This window comes from Alphaproteobacteria bacterium (assembly GCA_024244705.1).
Taxonomy (GTDB): Bacteria; Pseudomonadota; Alphaproteobacteria; order JAAEOK01; family JAAEOK01; genus JAAEOK01.
In genome coordinates, this window is record JAAEOK010000098.1 from 23,508 (window position 1) to 45,915 (window position 22,408).

Genomic DNA, 22,408 nt, shown 5'->3' on the forward strand with positions numbered 1-22,408 from the left:
CGCGCCGTCTTGTCAATTCTCGACGGAATTCTGAATAGGTAAAATTCAATTTCTTTTATTTGTTTATAGCTTTTGGCTATGAATTAATCTGTCGTGCGGGCTGGCGCGACGGATTGCCACGGGTTGGCGTCTCCCGAAGGAGATTGGGCCATGCTGCGATACTCATTGAGACAGCTTGAATACTTTGTCGCGACGGCGGAGAACCGGTCAATCGCCAAGGCCGCCCGATCGTTAAACGTTTCCCAGCCGTCGCTGTCGAAGGCGATCACAACCCTCGAGAGACAGTTTGACGTGCAACTCTTTATCCGCCATCACGCCCGCGGCGTATCGCTGACGCCGGCCGGTGAACGATTGTTATCGGATGCCCGCGGCCTCTTGCGATATGCCGGCGAACTGCAACAGAACGTGCAGGAATCGAGCGACACGGTCAGCGGCCAGTTGGAGCTCGCCTGCTTCGCAACCGTCGCGCCGGTATTCATGCCGGCCCTGCTTGCCGATTTCTCCGAACGGTATCCGAGTATCGACATCAGGCTTCACGAGGGCAATCAGGACGATCTCGTTCGCGGGTTGGCCTCCGGACGCTTCGAGCTTGCCCTGATGTATGATTTGCTGCTTCCCGGCGACATCGAGATCGATATTCTGGCATCGTTCGATCCGTACGTCCTTCTGCCGCACGGGCACCGGTTGGCGAAGATGAAGAGAATTTCCCTGGCCAGCTTGAAGGACGAACCGTTGATCCTTTTGGATGTTCCGCCAAGCCGTGATTTCTTCACCGGCCTATTCAGAAATATCGGCATCGAACCCCGGATCGCCTTTAGTTCGCCGTCCATTGAGATGGTGCGGGGCCTGGTCGGCAGAAACCGGGGCTATTCCCTGTTGGTCACCCACCCTTACGATGACCATACCTACGATGGCCAAACCATCGTCACCCGCCCGCTGGCCGATGAAACCGTTCCCGGCAACTTAGGCATGGCCCGACTCTGCCAGTTGCGGCCGTCACGGGCGATGACGATATTTTCCCGGTTCTGCAAAGCTTGGTTCCTTCAGCGCCACGCCGGCCGCGGCCCCTGCCAAGCGGCGCCGATCCAGGAACCTCCGACGATTTGAGCGGGTAACGTCCGCCTCGCACCGAAAAATCCCGCCGAATCAGCTAATTCGCCGCGATCATAGCCAAAAGCTATGACGTGGAGAGATAAATTGAAATTTATCAATTCAAATTTCCGTCGAATATCGGAAGGTGGGAGTCTACCCCGACCCCGGACCGTGACACCGGCCGGCCGGGAATGGCGATCGACCGGCACGTGGCATCGCTGGAATGGGTATCCCGGGAGGCGGCGGGACAGGTAACGGAGCGGCAGGCATGAAAGGCTTTTCGGGAAAACTGGTGGGTTCGCTGTCGCCTATTACGGAGGAGGAGTGCGCCCGGATCCATGACGCGGCCGTCCGCGTGCTCGCGGAAGGCGGCATGCGGTGCGACGATCCGCGCGCCGCTGAAATGTTCGAGGCGGCCGGATGCACGCTCGCGAACGACCGGACGCTGGTCACGATTTCCGAGAAGGTGATCATGGACGCGCTCGCCCAATGCCCGGAGACCTTCACCCTACATGGGCGCAACGATCCCAGCCTCGATTGTTCAATCGGCACCGGCGAGGTCCACTTTTGTACCGTCTCCGGCCGTTATATCGAGGATTTCCGAACCGGCGAGCGGCGTCAGGTCACCCGCCAGGATGCCGTCGAGGGAACCCTGGTGGCTGAAGCGTTGGAGAATGTGCACGGGCTCTATAAACCGGTGATGTGGCTCTATGATGAGCCGAAGATCTGCAACGCGCAGATTCTGGTCGCCGAATGGATGAAGAACTCCAACAAGACGGCGACCTGGGTCTACAACACCGGCGCCGAGGATGAGATCCCCGATCTGATAAAGATCTGGCAGATCGCCGCCGGCGGCGAGGAGGCGCTGCGGCAAAAACCCCACCTGCTCGGCCACGTCGTCGTCAACCCGCCCAGAGTGATCGATATCAACTACACGAGTTGGCTGATCGGTTTCTGCGATGCCGGCATTCCCCTGTCCATCGAAAGCGCGCTCATGGGCGGCGCCACCGGGCCGGCGACCCTGGCCGGAATGCTGGTGCAGGCGATCGCCGAAATCCTTGCCCTGGTCGTTCAGGCGCAGAGTTACAAACCGGGCCATCCACTGGCCTTCTGCTCGTTCAATCCGGCCATGGATATGCGGACCGGCCTGTGGTCCTGCGGCAACCCGGAATATGGCACGGTCGGCGCCGGAATTTCGGCCATGGCCAAACATTACGGGGTTCCTTGCGCCGGGTTCGGCATGAGCGATTCATGCGAGATGGACCAGCAGACGGCCTACGAGAAGGCGCTCAAGATGTACACCTATGCCCTCGGCGGGATCAGCTACATCTGGGACCTGGGCGGCACCGCCGGCTTCAACTTCGTGTCCTGGCCGGAGATGGTGCTGGAGAACGAGATTGCCGGTTTCATCGGCCAGTACCTGAAGGGGATCGTCGTTGATGACGAACGGCTGGCCGTCGATGAGATACTGAAGGTGGGGCCGCTCCCCGGCAGCTACATGGCGGAGAAACATACCCGGGAATGGTACCGCGCGGAGTTCTTCATTCCCCAACTGAGCAACCGCGATTTCTTCGAGTCCTGGGAGCGCGGACATACTGAACTCAAGGATAAGGCCACGCAGAAGGCGGCGGAGATACTGGAAACCGCCGAATCGCCGGTCGCCCCCGAAATCTGCAGTGAAATCGACGACTATCTCGACTTCGTCGTCCGGCGCGACGTCAACTGACGGCTCCCGGCGCATCCCGGGAGAGCCCGTCTAGGAAGGGCAATGACATGAGCACGGCAATTGATGACGATTTCTTCGATCGAATCGCCGATACGGTCATCGACGGTGACGACGACGAATGTATTCGCCTGATTGAGGAAGGCCTGAAGAACGGCATGGACCCCCTGGATGGCGTCGAGAAGGGCCTGGTGCCGGGAATCAGACAGGTTGGAGTGGATTTCGGCGCCGGCGTCATCTTCCTTCCGGAACTCACCATGGCGGCCAAGGTCATGAAGGTGGGAGTCGCGATCCTCGATGAACGAATCAAGATCGGCGGCGCGACCAGGATGTCGTCGGGAAAGGTGGTCATTGGAACCGTCAAGGGCGACATCCACGACATCGGTAAATCGTTGGTGGCGGCCCTGCTTCAAGCCAATGGATACGACGTCGTCGATTTGGGCGTCGACGTAGACAACGATGATTTTATCGCGGCCGTCTTGGAGCACGAGCCCGACGTCCTGGGGATGTCGTCGCTATTGACCCTGCCCCTCCTGCAAATGGGCAAGGTGATAGAGAAACTGGATCAGTCCGGCATGCGGAACCGGATCAAGGTTGTCGTCGGTGGTTGTCCGATTACCCAGGGATTCGCCGACGAAATCGGCGCCGATGCCGTCGGCTTCGATGCACAGGACGCGGTGTTCAAGGTGGACGGGCTCATGGGCATCAACAGGCCGCCGGTGGGAGCGGGCTGAGCGCCTGCACCAAGGGTGGCACCCAGGCTGAAATGGATAGTCGAATTCGACCAGCGCTTTCACCCGTTCGGAAATGAAGCTGGCAGGGGTGTCGATTCTGGCCGGAAACTGACTGCAGAGATGTAACTTCCGTAAACCGAGATTCCCTGAGACTTCCTGGCTTTCGGTCGGTCAGAAGCTAATCTCGACCTCATGATCCAGACGCCCCTGCTGTTGCTTCGTGAGCTTGCCGGTTGCTTCAGATCCCGCGCTGAAATCGAACTCGAGAATCTTGTTCTCCGTCACTAGAGTGCTTCATGATTAGTTTGAAGCGTATCCGGAATTTCTGAAATAGTTTGCACATTCGTCTTCGCTGAAGGTTCCGCTGAGGTGTCCGAGCTGGCGCTGTAAGCGGCGGTGACAAATTAGTCCACGGAAGCGGGGGGATTTGTCCATCCGCGGGCAGAGTAACACTCTGCCAGCTGTAGCCTTCACTCCTTTTGGGGATGGAAGGCGGGAGGATGTACACCGTGGACCTATATCTGCGTGTTCGACTGGCGTGCCATGTTGATGGGTTGAGTCAGCGCGAAGCAGCAAGCCGGTTTGGCATAGCACGCGAGACGGTGAAGAAGATGCTGCGTCATTCGGAGCCGCCTGGCTACCGTCGCCGCCAACCACCGAAGCGTCCGAAGCTGGCCCCGTTCACGGGTATCATCGACCGTATTCTGGAGGAGGATCGAGCGGTCCACCGCAAGCAGCACCACACGGCGAAGCGGATATTCGAGCGTCTGCGGGACGAGCATGGCTTCACGGGTGGGCAGACCATCGTCAAGGATTACGTTCGCGAACGGCGCCGTCGTCTGCGGGAGATGTTCGTGCCGCTGGCACATCGGCCGGGGCAAGCCCAGGCGGACTTTGGCGAGGCAGATGCGATTATCGCCGGGGTCAAGCGGCGGGCGCATTTTTTCGCCATGGACCTTCCCCACAGCGACGCCTGCTTCGTTGCGGCCTTCCCGGCGGCGACGACGGAAGCTTGGCTGGACGGCCACAACAGGGCCTTCGCCTTCTTCGGCGGGGTCCCCCAGTCGATCCTGTATGATAACGACAAGTGCCTGGTGTCGCGCATCCTGCCGGACGGCACACGGCAACGGACGCGGTCTTTCAGCGGGCTGCAATCCCATTATCTCTTCGAGGACCGTTATGGCCGTCCCGGCAAGGGGAACGACAAAGGCAAGGTGGAGGGGTTGGTTGGCTACGCGCGGCGGAACTTCATGGTGCCGCTTCCCCGGTTCGAGAGCTGGGATACCTTCAATGCCCACCTGGAGGAGTTGTGCCGCAAACGTGAAGGCGACGTCCTGCGCGGCCACCGCGAGTCGATTGGCGAGCGCCTCGAGCGTGATCGCGAGGCGTTGATGGTGTTGCCGCCGGCGCCGTTCGAGGCCTGCGACAAACAGGCCACGCGGGTCAACTCCCTGTCCCTGGTGCGCTACCGGAGCAACGACTACTCGGTGCCAGTCGCCTACGGCCACCAGGACGTCTGGGTTCGAGGCTATGTCGATGAGGTGGTCATCGGTTGCGGCGGCGAGATCATTGCTCGTCACCGCCGTTCCTACGACCGGGAGGACATGGTCTTCGATCCGATCCACTACCTGCCTTTGCTGGAGCACAAGATCGGCGCCTTGGACCAGGCCGCACCGCTGGCCGGCTGGGATCTTCCCGAGGCGTTTGCAACCCTGCGCCACCTTCTGGAAGCTCGCTTGGGTAAGCCAGGCAAGCGGGAATACGTGCAGGTCCTGCGGCTTCTGGAGACCTTCGATCTCAGGGAACTCAATGGCGCCATCAAGGATGCCTTGCGCCTGGGTGCGATCAGCTATGACGCCGTCAAACACCTGGTGCTGTGCCGGGTCGAACGGCGTCCGCCCCGGCTCGACTTGGATGTCTATCCCTATCTGCCACGGGCTCGGGTGGCGACCACGGCCGCCGCCAGTTATATGAGCCTGTTGGCTGGAGACGCGCCATGACCGATAGGCCGCAAGTGTTGCTGGCCCATCATCTCAAGACCCTCAAGCTGCCGACCTTCCTGCGCGAGTATGACAAGCTGGCCCGCCAGTGCGCCGCCGAGGGCGTCGACCATGTACGTTATCTTGTCCGCTTGACCGAGTTGGAGTTGATCGATCGCGAACGCCGCATGATCGAGCGGCGGATCAGGCAGGCCAAGTTCCCCGCCGTCAAGAGCCTCGACAGCTTCGAGTTCAAGGCCATCGCCTCGCTCAACAAGATGTTGGTCTTGGAGTTGGCGCGATGCGAATACATCGAGCGTCGTGAGAATGTCATCGCGCTCGGCAACAGCGGTACCGGCAAGACCCATATCGCCCTTGGCCTTGGTCTGGCCGCCTGCCAGAAAGGCCTCACCGTTGGCTTCATCACAGCGGCGGCTTTGGTCCACGAGTTGATCGAGGCCAGGGACGAAAAGCGCCTGCTGCGCTTCCAGAAGCAGCTGGCAAAATACAGATTGCTGATCATCGATGAACTCGGCTTCGTGCCGCTCAGCAAAACCGGCGCCGAACTGCTGTTCGAGGTGTTCAGCCAACGTTACGAACGCGGCTCCACCCTGGTGACCAGCAATCTGCCCTTCGACGAGTGGACCGAAGTGTTCGGCTCCGAACGCCTGACCGGGGCCTTGCTGGACCGTCTCACCCATCATGTCCATATCCTGGAAATGAACGGCGAGAGCTATCGCCTCAATCAAAGCCGAAAACGACGAAAATCCCGAAAAACGCCTCCTTAACCACTGAGGCCATGGTTGACCCGGTGGGTCCACAGGCACCCCCCACGCTGCTTCGCTTCGCGTCGTGCAAAGCGCTACTCGAAGCAGCGCGGTTCCCTCCTAAGGACTACCGGGACAACCCGCAACACCACATTCGGCATCACATCAAGTGGACTAATCTTACGCCGCCCTGTGGAGTGACCCCCAGGGGCTGGACTAACTTTGCTCCGCCGTTGACAAAAGGTTCCGCACAGTTCGGATATTCCGCAGTAAAGGCCAAAACCTACGCCGTTCAAGGGACCTCGGTCCACGGAAGGAGAATATCCATTACGCACATAATGGCGGAGGGAGTGGGATTCGAACCCACGATACGGGGGTACCGTATACACGCTTTCCAAGCGTGCGCCTTCGACCGCTCGGCCATCCCTCCCCCTGAAGGGCGCCACGTATAGCAGGTCGGCCGGGCATGGCCAAGCGCGGGCGCGTTCCCGATACGGCGCAGTTCCGCGACTGCTGCTGCGGCGGCGTGACGGCGCGAATGGCGGGCAATCGGTCACCGGGCGAATGCCGAACGCAGCCATGATAATAGATCTTGCGAAAACCAGAACTTATCGTTAAACAATAATTTATTGCTGCGAAACGAACACCATGATCGAACCGTCCCAACTCCACAAAATTCAGCGCCTGAGCGCCGTGATGCGGGTGCTGACGGTCGCCGCGTTGGCCGTTTTGCCCGTGCTGCTGGCCGCGCTGTGGCTGTTCGCGCCGGAGATTTTCTGGAACACCCCTGAACTGCAAATGGTCCGGCGCAGCGACCCCGACCTGCCGCTCGGACTCCGCGTCGCCGCGGCCGCGGTGACCCTGGCCGCCGCGGGCCCGTTGCTGTTCGGCCTCGATCAATTGCGCCGTTTGTTCACACTCTATTGCACCGGCAAGGTGTTCGTCGCCGAAGGCGCCCGGCGGCTCCGCGCCTTCGCCTGGGCGGTGATCCTGATGGCAGTCGTCCAGCCGGTCGCTGGCGCCGCCCTGACCGTCCTGCTCACACTCGACAACCCTCCCGGGCAACGCATGCTGTCGATCAGTTTCGGCAGCGGCGAGATCCAGACGCTGTTCGTCGGCCTGCTGTTTCTCGTCGTCGCCACGATCATGGGCGAGGCGACCCGCATCGCCGACGAAAATGCCGAATTCGTCTAAGAAATAGATGGCGATCGTGGTCAATCTCGATGTCATGCTGGCCCGCCGCAAGGTGAAATCGAAGGACCTCGCCGCCCATGTCGGGATCACCGAGCAAAACATCTCACTGCTCAAGTCGGGCAAGGTCCGGGGCGTGCGATTCGCCACCCTGGAACGGATCTGCGCCTATCTCGACTGCCAACCGGGCGACATCCTCGAATACGATCCCGATGTCACCGATGACTAGGGCAGTGGTTACCGCCGCAGTGTTGGTTTTGACGTTCCTGGGCGCGGGATGCGACCGGCGCGATTGGGACGACGGGCTGGCGCGCCTGCCGCGTAACATGATCGAGGCGGCCTGCCTGTCGGCCGACAATTGTGTGGTCCAATGTGCGGGCGGCGGCACCAAGGGCCGCAGCTTTCCCCACCGTTGCGTCCAAGGTCCGGTGAATTAGGTCATTCGACCTTGCACTGCCCGACCGAGCCGACCAGACAGCGGACTTTGCCATCGATCCAGGTCGCGCCGGAGAAGTTCGCTTTTTCCACATTGGCATCGGTCAGGTCGGCGTCGCGCAGATTGGCCCCGGTGAGATCGACGCCGCGTAGATAGGCGTCGCGCAGGTTGGCCCCGCGCAGATTGGCATAGCTCAGATCGGCGTCACGTAAATTGGCGCCGGCGAGGTCGGTGCCCCGGAGCGAAACCAGAGACAGGTTGGTGTCCCGGAGGTTGCCCTCCCGCAGCACCGCGAAGCGAAGATTGGCCCCGCTGAAATCCGCGCCGGCCAAATTGGCGCCGCCGAGGTCGGCGCCGACCAACTCGACCCCGCTCTTGTCGCAGCCCCGCCAATCGACCGCGGGAGCCGGCGGATCGCCGCAGGCACCCAGGGCCATCGCCGGCGTCATGAGGGCGGCGACGGCCGGCAGGATAAGATGAAAGCGTGCGCGCATCGTCCTCTCACCGCTTCAATTGTCAGCCGCCGACCGCCGGTTCGTCGTCCGCGGCCGCCGCATCGGCGGCCACCTTGGCGGCCAAGCCGGATTGCCGCAGCATGCCCTGATAGATCTCGTCGTCGCCGACCACGCCGATCATGCGTTCGTCCTCTACGATGACCACCGGGGTGCCGGTTCGCGAACGGATCTCGATCGCCGTGTGCATGCGGAGGTCGGGGCCGGCGGTTACGACTTCCTCATGGCCCAGCTCGTCGAGGTCGAGCCCGGGATCGTAGGCGACGAGGCGGCCATCGGCGCCATCGACGGTGACCTTGACCGGCCGGTTTCGATCGTCGACGACGACGCGGCTGTGGCCCGACCAGTCGAGCCGCAGCTCGCCGCTCTCTTGCTCGATCCGCGCGACCGGCGTCATCAGCGAGGCGCAGCGCAGGACATGCAACGGGTTCATATTGGCGACGAAGTCGGCGACGTATTGGTTGGCCGGATGAAGCACGATCTCTTCGGGCTTGCCGTACTGAACGATGCGGCCGCCATCCATGATCGCGATATGGCTGCCGATCTTGATCGCCTCGTCGAGATCGTGGCTGACGAATATGATCGTCTTCTTGAGCGTACGCTGCAGATCGAGCAGTTCGTCCTGCAGGTGGTTGCGGATCAGCGGGTCGAGCGCCGAGAACGGTTCGTCCATCAGCAGGATTTCGGCGTCGGTCGCGAAGGCGCGCGCGAGGCCGACCCGTTGCTGCATGCCGCCGGACAGTTCATGGCCATACTTGTTCTTCCAAGGCTCGAGGGAGACCAGTTTCAATTTTTCTCCGACCGTCGCCTTGCGTTCCTCCTTGCTGACGCCGCGGAGTTCGAGGCCGAGGCCGACATTCTCCTCGACCGTCCGCCACGGCAACAGGCCGAACTGCTGAAAGACCATGGCGACGCGTCCCATGCGCAGGTGGCGCAAGACCTTTGCGCTACAGCTCGCGACGTCGATGGTGGTGTCGCCATCGGCGACCAAGACCTCGCCGCGCGTCACCTTGTTGAGGCCGTTGACGGCGCGCAGCAGCGTCGACTTGCCGGAACCGGACAGGCCCATCAGGACGCAGATCTCGCCTTCCTCGATGGCGATCGAGCAGTTGCTGGCGCCGAGCACGCTGCCGGTCTCCTCGAGGATCTCCTCGCGGGTCTCGCCGGCGTCGGCCAGCGGTAGCGCCGCCGTCGCGTTGTCGCCGAAGATGATGCTGACGTTCTTGAATTCGACCACCGCCATCGCTCAGTCCTCCTTCTTCTCGGCCGAACGCTGCTTGCAGATGCGGTCGAGGAGGATGGCAAGGATGACGATACAGATGCCGGATTCGACGCCCTTCGGAATGTTGACCGTGTTAAGTGCCTGGACCACCGGCTTGCCCAACCCGTCGGCGCCGACCAGGGCGGCGATGACGACCATCGACAGCGACAGCATGATGCACTGGGTGAGGCCGGCCATGATTGTCGGCATGGCGTAGGGGAATTCGACCTTCCACAGCAATTGCCGCTTGGTCGCGCCGAACGATTCGGCCGCCTCCTTCAGCGGGTCGGGCACCGACGATATGCCGAGATAGGTGAGCCGGATCGGCGCCGGGATGGCGAAGATCACCGTCGAGATCAGGCCCGGCACGAGGCCGAGGCCGAACAGCACCAAGGTCGGGATCAGGTAGACGAAGGTCGGGATCGTCTGCATCAGGTCGAGCACCGGGCGCAGCGCCGTATAGAGCCAGGGCCGATGGGCCGCGGCAACACCGAGCGGCACGCCGACAGCCATACAGACTGTGGTCGCGAAGATGATCAGCGCGAAGGTCTGGATCAGCGCCTCCCAGTAGCCGAGATTGGCGACCAGGAGCAGCGACAGGATGATACCGAGGGCGAGGATAATCGAGCGGTGCAACCAGAAGGCGAACGCGGCGACGAGGACCATCAGAACGAACGGATTGACCCACAACAGCACATCGGTCAGTCCTTCCATGACGAACCGCAGATTGTCGGTCACGTAATCGAGGACGGTCGCGAAATTGTCCTCGATGAACAGAATAAAATCATCGGCCCAGATCCCGAGCGGAATCTTGTGCGATGTCAGCCATTCCATTGTCCGCCTCCCCTGCTGGTGCCGGTCGCGGGCCGTTCATCGGCCCTTGTTTTAGCCCGGCTCAAGGCGACGGCGGCCGGGCCCATCCCGGACCGCCGTCCCGTCGCTTTTTCTACTGACCGAGCTTGGCCATGACCGCGGCCTTGGCGTCGCCGCCGTCATAGGTCGTGACACCGGCGAGCCACCCGTCGACCACCTGTGGGTTCGCCTTCAGCCACTTGGTGGCGGCGTCCGCGGGCTCCTCGCCCTCGTCGAGGATGCCGGCCATGATTTCGTTCTCCATGGCCAGCGAGAACACCAAATTGCTGACGAACTTGCCGACGTTCGGACAGTCGGCGACATATCCCTTGCGCACGTTGGTATAGACCGTGGCGCCGCCATAATTGGGGCCGAAGTGGTCATCGCCGCCGGACAGGTAGACCATCTCGAAATTGGCGTTCATCGGATGGGGCTCCCAGCCGAGGAAGACCACCCAATTGTCGCGCCGCACCGCGCGCTTGACCTGCGCCAGCATGCCCTGCTCAGACGATTCGACGAGTTCGAAACCCTTCAGCCCGAAAGCGTCGTTTTCGATCATGTCGAGGATCAGACGATTGCCGTCGTTGCCCGGCTCGATGCCGTAGATCTTGCCGTCGAGTTGATCCTTGAACTTGGCGATGTCGGCAAAATCCTTAACACCGCCGTCGGCGACGTGCTTCGGCACCGCCAGGGTATACTTCGCCCCTTCGAGATTGACACCGGTGATTTCGACCGAGCCGTCATCGCGATATTTGGCGATGTCGCCTTCCATGGTCGGCATCCAGTTGCCGAGGAATACATCGATATCCTTGTTCTTGAGGCTGGCATAGGTCACCGGGACGGAGAGCAACTCGGTCTCCGGTTGGTAGCCCAACGCCTCGAGCACGACCGACGATGCCGCCGTGGTCGACGTGATGTCGGTCCAGCCGACGTCCGAAAACCGGACCGTCTTGCAAGCCTCCGAATCGCCGGCCCACGCGTTGCCGGTAAATGCCAATAGTGTCGCGGCGGCGAGCACCGACCGTCTCATTCCGATACTGACCATGTTCAAACCTCCCTTTCCGTAATGTTTGCCCGTGCGGTCACGACCGAGGGGCACGATTGTATTAATGCGATCATCGCCCCCACACATCAATTAAGTAAATCCAATCGGGGCAACCCCCTCAAGGACATACCTTGACCCTGCACAAGGTCGGAAGCGCCAAATCAGCCCCGACTTTGCAACGAAATTCCAGGCTAGCGTAATTTAATTGGTCGTGCAATATAAATATTGTTTGTTTGAGCAATTAAACATAGTACAATCACTGTCACCGAAGGCCGCGCCGCCGTGAATGCGATCGCACCGGCGAGCCGACCCCGCGCCGCAGACACGAAATGTTTACGAAACCGAGGTCACCGTGGAAGAGTTCGATTACATCATCGTCGGCGCCGGCTCCGCCGGCTGCATCCTCGCCAACCGCCTCACCGAGGACCCGTCGGTCCATGTCCTGCTGGTCGAGGCCGGCGGACAGGACCGCAGCATCTATGTCCAGATGCCGACGGCGCTGTCGATTCCCATGAATATGGAAAAATTCAACTGGTTCTATGAAACCGAACCAGAGCCCCACCTCGACAATCGCCGCATGCACTGCCCGCGCGGCAAAGTGCTGGGCGGGTCGTCGTCGATCAACGGCATGATCTACGTCCGCGGCAATGCGATGGATTTCGAAAACTGGGAGAAGCTCGGCGCCAAGTGCTGGTCCTATGCCGACGTCCTGCCCTATTTCCGCCGCGCCGAGACCTTTGCCGAAGGTGGCGACGATTACCGGGGCGCGGATGGGCCGCTCCATACGATGCGCGGCCGGCGCGTCAACCCGCTTTACGAGGCCTTCGTCGCGGCCGGCGCGGAGGCCGGCTATGGTCGGACCGAGGACATGAACGGCTATCGCCAGGAAGGCTTCGGCGCGATGGACATGACGATCCATCGCGGCCGCCGGTGGAGCACGGCCAACGCCTATATCAAGCCGATCGCTTCGCGGCCCAATCTCAAGATCGCCCTCAATGCCTTCGCCGAGCGCATCGACATCGCGGGCAACCGCGCCGACGGGCTGAGCTATACCGTCGGCAGTGAGCGCCGCGAGGCGCGCGCCCGACGCGAGGTCATTCTTTGCGGCGGCGCCATCAACTCGCCGCAGCTCTTGATGCTGTCGGGGATCGGCCCCGCCGAGCAACTGCGCGCGCTCGGCATCGACGTCCGTGTCGACCTGCCGGGGGTCGGCGAGAACCTGATGGACCATCTCGAGGTCTATATGCAGCAGGAATGCACCCAGCCGGTCTCGCTGTACAGCGCGATGAACCCCCTCGGCAAGTTGAAGATCGGCGTACAATGGGTGCTGACCAAGGAAGGCCTCGGCGGCACCAACCATTTCGAAGTCGGCGGCTTCATCCGCAGCCGCGCCGGCGAGCCCTGGCCCGATCTGCAGTATCATTTCCTGCCGATCGCGATCTCCTACGACGGGACGACGATGCCGAAATGCCACGGCTATCAGGCCCATGTCGGGCCGCAACTGCCGAAGAGTCGCGGCTGGGTGCGGCTCGCCTCGGCCGCGCCGCGCGACAAGCCAAGCATTTTTTTCAACTACATGTCGGCGGAGGACGACTGGGTGGTCTTTCGCGACGGTGTGCGACTGACGCGCGAGATCTTCGCCCAGCCCGCCTTCGACTCGTTTCGCGGGCGTGAACTAGCGCCCGGGGCCGGGGTCGAGAGCGACGAGCAGATCGACGCTTTCCTCCGGGCCAACGTCGAAAGCGCCTACCACCCATGCGGAACCTGCAAGATGGGTGTCGACCGGACGGCGGTCGTCGACCCCGAATGCCGGGTCCACGGCATCGAGGCGCTTCGCGTCGTCGACGCCTCGATCATGCCCCAGATCACCAACGGCAACCTCAACGCGCCGACCACCATGCTGGCCGAAAAGGCCGCCGACCATATCCGCGGTCAGGCCTTGCTGCCGCGGTCCGAAGCGCCGTTCTACCTGGCGCCGGAGTGGCAGAACCGGCAGCGCGAGGTGGCGCCCCAGCGCGCCGCGACGGATCTGGCCGAGGCCGGCTGAAAACTGCCCACAGGGGAGGATTGGCAACATTGCCCAAAGTCGGAATTCAGGACATCCGCAGACAGCAATTCATCGACGCCGCCATCGCGGCCATCTACAAGCACGGCTACACCGACCTGACGGTCGGCCAGATCGCCCGCGAGGCCGGTCTCTCCGCCGGCAATATCCATTATTACTTCGGCGGCAAGAACGAGCTGCTCGAGGCCACCATGCGGTGGCTCCTGCGTACATTGCGGGTGGTCGGCATCCAGCGCATGGCGGCCGCGCGAACGCCGCGCCAACGGGTCGAGGCACTGATCGACAGCAATTTCGACCCCGTCCTGTTCACGCCGCAAAACGTCTCCGCCTGGCTGCATTTCTGGGCCGAAGCGCCGCATAGCGAAGCGCTCGGCCGGCTGCTCACGATCAACGCCGGGCGCGTGCGCAGCAATTTGCTGCAGCCGATGAAGCACATTCTGCCGTCCGACGAGGCCGAGCGCGTGACGACCTTGGTCCAAGTGATGATGGACGGCATCTGGGTGCAGAGTGCGCAGACGCCGGGCGGGATGTCGCCCGACGAGGCCGGGGCCATGGCCCGCGACACGTTCTCTCGGCTGATCGATCGGCAGGGCGCGATCACCTGAATGTCACGGTTCCGCGACTTTACAGGATTGGCCCTGGACAAGGTGGCACAATCGCCCACATAGAAAGCCTCTTGCGGGCTCCCGGGCATGTCATCACTGTGCCGGGCTCGTCGCCGTCGGTGAAATCGTTACGGGGCCTCTCCCGATGAGAGTGATCTGCAAACTAATCGCCTGGGTGTTCCTGCTCGCGGCCTTGTTCTGCCTCGGCTACGAGGTCGTGGCCTGGAACGAGACCGGTCAGTATCACATCGCCGTGCTTGGCCAGATCATCTTCGACTATGCGCCCAGCTTCCTGCCCAACCTGCAAGCCGGCGTGCAGCGCTACCTGCATCCGGCAATCTGGGAGCCCGGCATTCAGACCGTTCTGCTGTGGCCGGGATGGGCGGTTTTCGGCGTGCCGGGGATCGTGCTCTTATTGCTATGCCGGCGGCGGCGGAAACGCGTCCACCGCAAATAAATCCTTCCTAATCGAGCGCCGGGCGACGGTCGCGCCACGGCCGCGCCGCCTCGAGCTGTGCGGCGAGACGGAACAAGGTCGCCTCGTCGCCGAGCCGGGCACCGAAATGGACCCCGACCGGCAGGCCGTCATCGGTCCATGCGAGCGGGACGCTCATCGCCGGGCCGCCGCTGGCGTTGAACTGCGCGGTGAACGGAATGAAGGTAAACAATTTCTCGACGTAAAGGTCGAGATCGTCGCCCTGCATGTCGAGGGTGCCGAGCGGCGGCGGCGGTCCGCCCAGGGTCGGCGTCAGCAGCAAATCATAGTCCTCGAAGAAGGCGCCGAGGCGGCGGCCGATGCGATGCAGGTCGGCGATCGCGCGTAGGTAATCGGTGCTCGACCGGCCCTTCGCCTCCTCGATCCAGAGCGCGGTGATCGGCTCGACGTCGTCGGCGCGCTGCGCCCGACCGAGCGCGGCAAGGCGGCCGTCGACAACGTTGCGGGCATTGGTTCCCGCCACCACGCGCCAGCCGTCGACGAGGCTTTCGCCGTCGATTGCGGGCGTCGCCTCTTCGACGATGTGGCCGAGATCCGTGCACAGCTTGGCTGCATCCCGCGCCGCCGCGACGCAAGCCGCGGCGACCGGCGTACCGATCGGCGAGACGGTCGACAGCGCGATCCTGAGCCGCCCCGGATCGGCGCCGACCTCGTCGCTAAACGGCCGGGCCGGCGGCGGCGCGGCATAGGGATCGCCGGGCGCCGGGCCATGGGTCGCGTCGAGCAAGGCGGCGCTGTCGCGAACGCTGTGGGTCACCGCGTGGGCCATGCTCAATCCGGCCAACCCCTCGCCGACATCGGGTCCGTACGGGTTGCGCCCGCGTGACGGCTTGAGTCCGAACAGCCCGCAACACGAGGCGGGGATGCGGATCGAGCCGCCGCCGTCGGTGGCGTGGGCGGCGGGGACGATGCCGGCACTGACCGCGGCCGCCGAGCCGCCGCTCGAGCCGCCAGCGCTGCGCTCCTCGTTCCAGGGATTGCGCGTGGCCCCGAACAGCACCGGTTCGGTCGTCGCGTTGAGGCCGAACTCGGCACTGTTGGCCTTGCCGATCAGGACCAGTCCGGCGGCCCGCAAGCGTTCGACCAGGGTGGCGTCATGGTCGGCGACGAAGCCATCGAAAAGACGGCACCCCGACCAGGTCGGCTGACCGTCGCAGAGCAAGAACAAGTCCTTGATCAGATAGGGCACGCCGGCCAACGGTCCCGCCGGAACCCCATCGGCCAGGGCTTGGCGCGCCGCGTCCTCGGCCACGTGGACGACGGCATTGAGCCGCGGGTTGAGCGCGGCGATGCGGGACAGCGCCGCCGCCAGCACCTCGTCGGCCGTGACCTTGCCGCTCGCAATCAAAGCGGCCAGGCCGACCGCGTCGTATTCCCCGTATGCCGTGAATCCGTCGCTCATCTCATCCCTCGTCCGATTTGAGCGCGGCGATAAAGGCGCTCTGTGGAATCTCGACCTTGCCGATCTGGCGCATCTTCTTCTTCCCCGCCTTCTGCTTTTCGAGGAGCTTGCGTTTCCGCGTCACGTCGCCGCCATAGCATTTCGCGGTCACGTCCTTGCGCAGCGCCGACACCGTTTCGCGGGCGATCACCTTGCCGCCGATGGCGGCCTGGATGGCGACCTTGAACAGCTGTCGCGGGATCAGGTCGCGGAGCCGCTTGCACAAAGTCCGGCCGCGCGATTCGGCGTGGATTCGGGGCACGATCATTGCCAACGCATCGACCGGATCGCCATTGATCAGGATGCTCATCTTGACCAGGTCGCCCTCGCGGTAGTCGTCCATCTGATAGTCGAAGCTGGCATAGCCGCGGCTAACCGATTTGAGCCGGTCATAGAAGTCGTAGACCACCTCGTTGAGCGGCAGCCGGTAGACGACCATCGCCCGGCTGCCGGCATAGGTCAGGTCGATCTGCTTGCCGCGCCGTTCCTCGCACAGCGCCAGCACGGCGCCGAGATAGTCGTCCGGGACCAGGATCGTGGCCCGGATCCACGGCTCTTCGATGTGGTCGATCTTGACCGGGTCGGGCATGTCGGCGGGATTGTGCAGCTCGAGGCAGCCGCCGCTGGTGAGGTGGATGCGGTAGATGACGCTGGGCGCCGTGGTGATGAGGTCGAGGTCGAATTCGCGCGCCAGCCGCTCCTGCACGATCTCGAGATGGAGCAGGCCGAGAAATCCGCAGCGGAAACCGAAACCGAGGGCGGCGCTGGTTTCGGGCTCGTAGTGGAAGCTCGAATCGTTGAGCCGCAGCTTGGCCAAGCTGTCGCGCAAATCCTCGAACTCGCCGGTGTCGATCGGGAACAGCCCGCAGAACACCACCGGCACGCTGGGTCGGAAGCCGGGCAGCGCCGTCGCTGCTTGGCGCCGCGCCTCGGTGATGGTGTCGCCGACTTCGGTGTCGGCGACGGTCTTGATGCCGGCGGTGATGAAGCCGATCTCGCCGGGGCCGAGATGGGGCAGCGTCGTGCGCTTGGGCGTGAACACGCCGACCTGCTCGACTTCGTGCTCGGCGCCGGTCTGCATCATCCTGATCTTCATGCCCCGTCGCAGAACACCATCGTGAATGCGGACCAGGATGATGACGCCGAGATAGGGGTCGTACCAGCTGTCGACCAGCAACGCCTTGAGCGGATTGGCGGCGCCGCCCTCGCTCACCGGCGGCGGCAGGCGGTCGACCAGGGCCTCGAGCACGTCCTCCACGCCGCGTCCGGTCTTGGCCGAGATTTCGATGGCGTTCGACGCGTCGAGCCCGATCACGTCCTCGATCTGCTGTCGTACCCGGTCCGGCTCGGCGGCCGGCAGATCGATCTTGTTGAGCACCGGGATGATCTCGTGGTTCTGCTCGATGGCGGCGTAGACGTTGGCCAGGGTCTGGGCTTCGACCCCCTGGCTGGCATCGACGATCAGCAGCGAGCCCTCGCAGGCGGCCAGCGAGCGGCTGACCTCGTAGGCGAAATCGACATGGCCCGGCGTGTCCATGAGGTTGAGCTGATAGGTGTCGCCGTCGCGCGCGGTGTAGGTCAGGCGCACGGTTTGGGCCTTGATGGTGATGCCGCGCTCGCGCTCGAGCTCCATGGTGTCGAGCACCTGCTCCCGCATCTCGCGGTTGGTCAGCCCGCCGCAGACCTGGATCAGGCGGTCGGCCAGGGTCGACTTGCCGTGGTCGATATGGGCGATGATCGCGAAATTGCGGATATGCGAGATGTCGGTCATGGCGCGGTGCGGTGGCGGGACCGGCGGAACATAGGGCCCGAACGCATCCCGCGCAACGCCACCGTTGACCGGCGCCGGCCGGGATCAGTCCTTGACCTTTTCCACCTTGTCGATCTCGTCCGCGCGCGCGCCGCTCAGGTCGATCTTGGCGAACTCCGCGCTTCGCGGCAGCTGCATCTCGAAGACGGCGATTTCGTCGATGGCGACCGTCCCCGACCCGGTCGTCAGGGCGAGGACGTGGCCGCCGCGGGCGCGGTCAGCGGTCAGGAAATGGAAGTGGTAACCGGGCACGTTGAGGCCGGCCATGTAGTCCGGCGTGCGAATGCCGACGAGCGTGCCGGTGACGTCCGTGAGCTCGAATTTCACCTGCTTGCCGATGATTTCGGCGAGCGGCCGAAACGGTGGCGTCTGCTTCGGCACGCTGCGTACCACGAGGTGCGCAAAGCGGCCGTCGACGCGAATCGCGGTGAAATAGTTCGGCGCTTGCAACAGCCCGTCGAGACGGGCCTTGAACGCCGCCAGGTCGCGACCGCCCTCGACCGGCAGCGTGCGGTCGGCGGTGAACCGCGTGACGACCGCGAACGGGGTCTTCGCCTCCGGCGCCAACGGATAAGCGCGGCCGTCGGTCCGTACCTGATAGAAATCGCCGTCGGCGGCAACCAACTCGCCGTCGATCCGGTTCAGGGTGCCGAGCCCGAAATCTCCGTGGCGCGCCAGTTCGCCGATCGTCAAGTCGCCCTCGTAGAGGCCATGCAGCAGGGCATTGATCGTCGAATACTGGAACAGACGTGCGGATTCATCGGCCTGCGCCCCGGCGCTACCAACCACCACCAAGGCGAAGACCAAGAGTCGGAGCTTGAGCAATTCATGCGTCCTTTCGAAAAATCATATCAGCGCTCTGCCGCATCGTGATCGCGCTTACGCAAGTAGACGAACCAGTAGACGAGGCCGACCAGGACCGCGCCGCCGACGATATTGCCGAGGGTCACCGGTATCAGGTTGAGAATGGTGAACGGGGCGCCGACGAACGGATAGGCGGAATCGCCGGCGCCGATCGAAATCAGGAAATCGGCCGGCGCGTGGTCGAGAATCATCGTCGCCACTGGCAGGAAGTACATGTTGGCGACCGAATGCTCGAAGCCGGCGGCAACGAAGGCGGCGATCGGCGGCACGATGACCACGACCTTGCCGACCACCGTGTGCGCGCTGAAGCTCATCCACACTGCCAGACAGACGAGAACATTGCACAGCACGCCGAGGAAGAACGCCTCGACGAAGCCGAGCTCGACTTTGGCCTCGGCGATGCCGAGAGCCGCCACCGCCACCGCGCCATCGCCGAAGCGGTACTGGCCGGAGAGGAACACCAGGGCCGCCGTGCCGAGGGCGCCGACCAGGTTGCCTGGCATAGACGATAGCCCAGGCGCGCAAAAGTTCCCGGCTCGAGATCCGCCGCCCCGCCCAGGCCATGACCATCAGGTTGTCGCCGGTGAACAGCTCGGCGCCGCCGATCACGACCAGAATGAGCCCGAGGGAAAAGACGAGGCCGGCGAGCAGGCGAGCGACGCCGAACGGCAATCCGCCGCCGGCCACGACCGTGGTCGCGAAGATCGCCCCGAAGGCGATGAACGCACCGGCGAGGACCGCCAAGGCGAACAACGTCAGGGCGTCGCGCCGCGCTTTGTCGGCGCCGACCCGTTCGGCCTTGAGCGCCATCTCCGGCGGCAGCAGGGCGTCGATCACAAGCGGGCGGGCGTTGCCGTCGTCGGTCATGGCGGCAGGCTAGCGACCATGGGCACGCCGGGCAACCCGCCCTGCCGATGAGGCTCATGGTTTCGATTTGCGGCGCTGTCGTCATCCGGCCAAGATGGCCGATCACTGGAGCACCCGTCCCCGATGCACACAACGCTCGCCATCGTCCTCCCGGTTTTCGGCCTCATCCTCTGCGGCTATCTCGTCGGCCGTACCAGGCTGCTGAGCATCGACGGAATCAAGGGGCTGACGAACTTCGTCTTCTATATCGCCATGCCCGCCCTGCTGTTCCGGTCGTTGGCGACCTTGGCGCGGCCGGAGGGCGTCGATTTCAGCATCGTCTTCGCCTATTTCGGTTCCTGTCTGGTCGTCTTTGGCGGCGGTGTCTTGATCGGCCGCTACGTGTTTCGCAACAGCGTCGAAGAGCAGGCCATGCTCGGCATGAGCGCCACATTCTCCAATTCGATTCTACTCGGCATTCCCCTCGCGCTCGCCGCTTTCGGCGACGCGGCGCTGCTGCCGACGATGTTGATCATCGGCTTTCATTCGCTGGTTCTGATCGGCCTGCCGACGATCGTCATCGAGTCCCACCGCAGTCGCGGCGGACGCTGGCATCAGGTCATCCGATCCACCCTGTCGGCCTTGGTGCGCAACCCGATCGTGGTCGCGATGGTTTTGGGCGTCGTTTTCGACTCGCTGGGGTTGATCCTGCCGGATCCGGTCGACCGCTTTCTCGAGTTGCTCGGCCGAGCCGGGCCGCCAACCGCGCTGTTCACGGTCGGCGCGGCGCTCACCGCCTACAAGATCGGTGGCGATCTGCGCGAGGTGTCGGTGGCCATGGTGTTGAAGCTGGTCTGCCTGCCGGCGCTGGTGTGGCTCGGCGCGACCTATCTGTTCGCCGTCGAGCCGGCGTGGGCGGCGGTCGCGACAGTCATCGCGGCGACGCCGATCGGGGTCAATGTGTTCGTCTTCGCGAACACCTACGAAACCTATGTCGCGCGGGCCGCGGCCGGGGTCCTGCTGTCGACCGCGATCGCCTGGCTGACCGTCGCCGCCTTGCTCGCGATCCTGATCGGAAATTAGGCTCCGTCCGAAGCGCCCCGCCGGCGTCGGATGACGAGCGCGTAGTGGATCGCGCAGATCGCGAGCGAGGCCAGCAATCCGAGCCGGAAATCGTAGCCCGGAATGAAAAACAGCGACGGCGTTCGCAGGTCGGAGACACCATAGCCGACGATCAGGAAGAACGACGCGTTGAGGCCGAGATGGAAACCGGTGGCGTCTTCGAGGCCGTTGCCGCGCAGCGCCAGGTAGCCGAGATAGAGCGATATCACGGCATAGTCGGCGGCCGCCCACCAGCCGCCACTGCGGAACTCCTGATTGGCGAAATGAGCGACCGTGAACAGGGCGGCGGGCACGATGAGCCGGACCGCCCACAGCCGGGTCAGCCGGGCGACGCCCTGCAGGACATAGCCGCGGAACAGGACCTCCTCGGCGAGCACTTGAACCGGGACCAAGGCCAGGACGAAGGGCAGGAAGAGCAGGAACGCGGAGGCATCGAGGGTGTATTCGATCACCCCCGGCCAAACCGCGGATATGGTCACGGTCGCCACGGCGACCGTGACCAGGACGACGCCGGCGCCGGTCAGGCAACGGCCCCAGTCGAAGCGGGCGCGGGCGGTGAACAGCGTGTGCACCGGTCGGTGATGGAAGGCTCGCACCGCAACCAGCGTCGCCGGCAACATTGCCGCCACCGATAGCATGATGAAGATAAAGGCGAGGAGGTTCGGCTCTTCCGGGCTGCCACCTTCCTCACCCATCATCTGCCCCAACGGCAAGCCCAGATAAAAGGCGATGATGCCGACGATAATCTGTAATACGGCGGCGACGACGATGATGACGAACACCGACAACAGGTAGCGCCACCAGGCGTTGTCGCCGACCTGGGCGAGCTCGACGAAGGGCAGGTCGGCGGAGAGCGGTTTGGGCGGCGGCGGGACGGGCTCCGGTGAATCCGGATTGGCGGCGCGGAACGGCATTACGGCACGCTGATCCACAGCGCGACCGCATCGGTCTCGCCGGTCGAGACGCAGGCATGACCCATGCGTCCGTCCATGTAGATACTGTCGCCGGCGTGGAGCTCGGCCGGCTCGTAGAGTTCCGTATAGACGATGAGCGACCCCGTCAGGACGTAAAGAAAATCATCGCTGTCGTGACGGTCCCAATCGGGATAGTCCTCGAGTGCGCGCGCGGTGACGACGGTATGGAACGGCAGCAACGTCTTGTGCGACAGGTCCGCCGCCAGCAACCGGTGGCGGCAGGTCGGCGAGGCATAGGGCTCGCCCTCTCCGGCACGGGTAATGCTGCGCCGGCCGGTGGCGCCGGGGCCCGGGCCTGCGGCGACCAACTCGGTGATATCGCGTCCGAAGCCGCGCGCCAGTTTGAGCATCGCATCGTAGGTCGGCGACATCTGACCCTTTTCGATCTTGGACAGCGACGACCGCGACAGGCCGGTATGGGCCGCCGCCTGATCGAGCGTCCAGCCGCGGCCGTTGCGCAGCGCCCGCACGCGGTCGCCGAGCGCCTGGCGGGGACGATCGGCCGCAGGTCCGCCCACCGCCGGAGGTCGCATGTCAAACGGGGTTTGTGGGCTCATCGTGCGGTTCGATTCCCGGGTCCTTGGGCGGGACGC

The 22,408-nt window shown here is 63.6% G+C and carries 21 protein-coding genes, 1 tRNA gene and 1 pseudogene; 12 read left to right on the forward strand and 11 right to left on the reverse strand.

Going from position 1 to position 22,408, the window contains the following annotated elements; translation table 11 throughout:
• Positions 1–150: 150 nt before the first annotated feature.
• The 5 genes from GY791_18100 (at position 151) to GY791_18120 (ending at position 6,316) form a co-directional block, all read left to right on the forward strand.
• Positions 151–1,107 carry a LysR family transcriptional regulator gene (locus GY791_18100; GenBank protein ID MCP4330342.1) on the forward strand — a complete coding sequence of 319 codons (957 nt, stop codon included), beginning with the start codon at positions 151–153 and terminating at the stop codon, positions 1,105–1,107.
• 253 nt (positions 1,108–1,360) lie between these two features.
• The gene (locus GY791_18105; protein ID MCP4330343.1) at positions 1,361–2,818 is read left to right on the forward strand and encodes a hypothetical protein; all 1,458 of its coding nucleotides are present in this window, start codon (positions 1,361–1,363) and stop codon (positions 2,816–2,818) included.
• 47 nt (positions 2,819–2,865) lie between these two features.
• Entirely contained in the window at positions 2,866–3,549 is a 684-nt protein-coding gene (locus tag GY791_18110) for a cobalamin-binding protein (GenBank protein MCP4330344.1), read from the forward strand.
• Positions 3,550–4,049: 500 nt separating this feature from the next.
• Positions 4,050–5,549, forward strand: coding sequence for an IS21 family transposase (locus GY791_18115; protein ID MCP4330345.1), 1,500 nt, complete (start codon positions 4,050–4,052; stop codon positions 5,547–5,549).
• Complete coding sequence (locus GY791_18120) at positions 5,546–6,316, forward strand: ATP-binding protein (GenBank protein MCP4330346.1); 771 nt, start codon at positions 5,546–5,548, stop codon at positions 6,314–6,316. The genes GY791_18115 and GY791_18120 overlap by 4 nt, the downstream gene beginning before the upstream one ends.
• A 318-nt stretch (positions 6,317–6,634) precedes the next feature.
• On the opposite strand, the gene GY791_18125 is transcribed toward GY791_18120, so the two are convergent.
• A tRNA-Ser gene (locus GY791_18125) sits at positions 6,635–6,725 on the reverse strand.
• A gap of 218 nt (positions 6,726–6,943) precedes the next feature.
• On the opposite strand from GY791_18125, the gene GY791_18130 reads away from it, so the two are divergent.
• Genes GY791_18130 through GY791_18140 form a run of 3 tightly spaced genes read left to right on the forward strand, consistent with a single transcriptional unit; the run spans position 6,944 to position 7,923 of the window.
• Positions 6,944–7,489, forward strand: a complete 546-nt coding sequence (locus tag GY791_18130; protein ID MCP4330347.1) for a DUF2975 domain-containing protein — start codon at positions 6,944–6,946, stop codon at positions 7,487–7,489.
• A gap of 7 nt (positions 7,490–7,496) precedes the next feature.
• Entirely contained in the window at positions 7,497–7,715 is a 219-nt protein-coding gene (locus tag GY791_18135) for a helix-turn-helix transcriptional regulator (protein MCP4330348.1), read from the forward strand.
• Entirely contained in the window at positions 7,708–7,923 is a 216-nt protein-coding gene (locus GY791_18140) for a hypothetical protein (protein ID MCP4330349.1), read from the forward strand. The genes GY791_18135 and GY791_18140 overlap by 8 nt, the downstream gene beginning before the upstream one ends.
• Position 7,924: 1 nt before the next feature.
• Here GY791_18140 and GY791_18145 read toward each other — a convergent pair whose 3' ends face one another.
• The 4 genes from GY791_18145 to GY791_18160 form a co-directional block, all read right to left on the reverse strand.
• Entirely contained in the window at positions 7,925–8,416 is a 492-nt protein-coding gene (locus GY791_18145; GenBank protein ID MCP4330350.1) for a pentapeptide repeat-containing protein, read from the reverse strand.
• A 22-nt stretch (positions 8,417–8,438) separates the two neighbouring features.
• On the reverse strand, positions 8,439–9,677 hold the full coding sequence (gene choV, locus GY791_18150; protein ID MCP4330351.1) for a choline ABC transporter ATP-binding protein: 1,239 nt from the start codon (positions 9,675–9,677) through the stop codon (positions 8,439–8,441).
• Positions 9,678–9,680: 3 nt separating this feature from the next.
• Positions 9,681–10,529 carry a choline ABC transporter permease subunit gene (choW, locus tag GY791_18155; GenBank protein MCP4330352.1) on the reverse strand — a complete coding sequence of 283 codons (849 nt, stop codon included), beginning with the start codon at positions 10,527–10,529 and terminating at the stop codon, positions 9,681–9,683.
• 112 nt (positions 10,530–10,641) lie between these two features.
• Positions 10,642–11,577: a choline ABC transporter substrate-binding protein gene (locus GY791_18160; protein MCP4330353.1), complete on the reverse strand. Its 936-nt coding sequence runs from the start codon at positions 11,575–11,577 to the stop codon at positions 10,642–10,644.
• Positions 11,578–11,878: 301 nt separating this feature from the next.
• Here GY791_18160 and betA point away from each other — a divergent pair, with 301 nt between their 5' ends.
• From betA to GY791_18175, 3 genes are all read left to right on the forward strand, one after another.
• Positions 11,879–13,639, forward strand: a complete 1,761-nt coding sequence (betA, locus tag GY791_18165) for a choline dehydrogenase (GenBank protein ID MCP4330354.1) — start codon at positions 11,879–11,881, stop codon at positions 13,637–13,639.
• A 29-nt stretch (positions 13,640–13,668) separates the two neighbouring features.
• Entirely contained in the window at positions 13,669–14,262 is a 594-nt protein-coding gene (gene betI, locus GY791_18170; GenBank protein ID MCP4330355.1) for a transcriptional regulator BetI, read from the forward strand.
• 145 nt (positions 14,263–14,407) lie between these two features.
• Positions 14,408–14,719: a hypothetical protein gene (locus GY791_18175; GenBank protein MCP4330356.1), complete on the forward strand. Its 312-nt coding sequence runs from the start codon at positions 14,408–14,410 to the stop codon at positions 14,717–14,719.
• A 7-nt stretch (positions 14,720–14,726) separates the two neighbouring features.
• Here the strand turns inward: GY791_18175 and GY791_18180 are convergent, their stop codons facing one another.
• The 4 genes and pseudogenes from GY791_18180 to GY791_18195 form a co-directional block, all read right to left on the reverse strand.
• Positions 14,727–16,160 (reverse strand): amidase, encoded by a 1,434-nt coding sequence (locus GY791_18180; protein MCP4330357.1) that lies wholly within the window; start codon positions 16,158–16,160, stop codon positions 14,727–14,729.
• Position 16,161: 1 nt separating this feature from the next.
• On the reverse strand, positions 16,162–17,970 hold the full coding sequence (lepA, locus tag GY791_18185) for an elongation factor 4 (GenBank protein ID MCP4330358.1): 1,809 nt from the start codon (positions 17,968–17,970) through the stop codon (positions 16,162–16,164).
• Between the two features lie 84 nt (positions 17,971–18,054).
• On the reverse strand, positions 18,055–18,834 hold the full coding sequence (gene budA, locus GY791_18190) for an acetolactate decarboxylase (GenBank protein ID MCP4330359.1): 780 nt from the start codon (positions 18,832–18,834) through the stop codon (positions 18,055–18,057).
• Positions 18,835–18,860: 26 nt separating this feature from the next.
• Positions 18,861–19,683, reverse strand: a pseudogene (locus GY791_18195) (formate transporter FocA).
• A gap of 180 nt (positions 19,684–19,863) precedes the next feature.
• Between GY791_18195 and GY791_18200 the strand changes: the two are divergent.
• Positions 19,864–20,802 carry an AEC family transporter gene (locus GY791_18200; protein MCP4330360.1) on the forward strand — a complete coding sequence of 313 codons (939 nt, stop codon included), beginning with the start codon at positions 19,864–19,866 and terminating at the stop codon, positions 20,800–20,802.
• On the opposite strand, the gene GY791_18205 is transcribed toward GY791_18200, so the two are convergent.
• On the reverse strand, positions 20,799–21,755 hold the full coding sequence (locus GY791_18205) for a CPBP family intramembrane metalloprotease (protein ID MCP4330361.1): 957 nt from the start codon (positions 21,753–21,755) through the stop codon (positions 20,799–20,801). The two genes, GY791_18200 and GY791_18205, sit on opposite strands and share 4 nt — an antisense overlap.
• Positions 21,755–22,348, reverse strand: a complete 594-nt coding sequence (locus GY791_18210; GenBank protein ID MCP4330362.1) for a helix-turn-helix domain-containing protein — start codon at positions 22,346–22,348, stop codon at positions 21,755–21,757. The genes GY791_18205 and GY791_18210 overlap by 1 nt, the downstream gene beginning before the upstream one ends.
• Positions 22,349–22,408 lie beyond the last annotated feature (60 nt).